At 62.8% G+C, this 1,129-nt stretch carries 1 protein-coding gene; it reads left to right on the top strand.

The features are described 5' to 3' along the window. Positions 1–1,129 (top strand): (Fe-S)-binding protein (locus VMT65_RS38340; RefSeq protein WP_326313664.1); only part of this gene is annotated, 1,129 nt, incomplete at both ends.

Below are 1,129 nucleotides of genomic sequence, written 5' to 3'. Positions count from 1 at the left end.
CGCGCGCAGAGGCGGAGCGGCCGTTGGTCGGTGGCGAGGACGTGGGCGGCATCATCGATCCGGAAGTGTTGTGGTCGTGCACGACCTGTGGTGCGTGTGTGGAGCAGTGCCCGGTCGATATCGAGCACGTGGACCACATCATCGATATGCGCCGCTACCAGGTGCTCATCGAGTCCGAGTTCCCCTCCGAGCTGGCCGGGTTGTTCAAGAACCTGGAGAACAAGGGCAATCCGTGGGGGCAGAACGCCAAGGACCGCCTGAACTGGATCTCCGAGGTCGACTTCGAGGTCCCCGTCTACGGCAAGGACGCCGATTCCTTCGACGGCTATGAGTACCTGTTCTGGGTCGGCTGCGCTGGCGCGTACGAAGACCGCGCCAAGAAGACCACCAAGGCCGTCGCCGAACTCCTCGCCACCGCCGGGGTGAAGTTCATGGTGTTGGGTCAGGAAGAGACCTGCACCGGTGATTCGGCGCGGCGTGCGGGCAACGAGTTCTTGTTCCAGCAGTTGGCCATGCAGAACATCGAGCTGCTCAACAGCGTGTTCGAGGGTGTGGAGCAGGCGAAGAAGAAGATCGTCGTCACCTGTGCGCACTGCTTCAACGCGTTGAACAACGAGTACCCGCAGGTCGGTGGGACTTATGAGGTGGTGCACCACACCCAGCTGCTCAACCGGTTGGTGCGGGCGAAGGCGTTGGTGCCGGTGTCGCCGGTCGCCCAGAACGTCACCTACCACGACCCGTGCTATCTGGGCCGCCACAACAAGATCTACAACGCGCCGCGTGAGTTGATGGAAGCCTCGGGCTCGACGCTGGTGGAGATGCCGCGTCACGGTGAGCGGTCGATGTGTTGTGGTGCCGGTGGTGCGCGCATGTGGATGGAAGAACAGCTCGGTAAGCGCATCAATATCGACCGTGTCGACGAAGCATTGGACACCCTCGGTGGTGGGAATGAGCCGTCGATGATCGCGACGGGGTGCCCGTTCTGTCGGGTGATGCTCACCGATGGGGTGACCGCTCGCAAGGACGGTGGCGAGGTCGGCCAGGGTGTCGAGGTCGTCGACGTCGCCCAGCTGATGCTGCAGTCCATCGAGCGTGTGGATGCGGTGACGTTGACCGAGAACCTGAAGGT

Origin of the sequence: Nocardia sp. CDC153 (assembly GCF_035818515.1) — a bacterium.
Classification (GTDB): domain Bacteria; phylum Actinomycetota; class Actinomycetes; order Mycobacteriales; family Mycobacteriaceae; genus Nocardia.
This window is presented reverse-complemented; position numbering and strand designations above follow the sequence as displayed.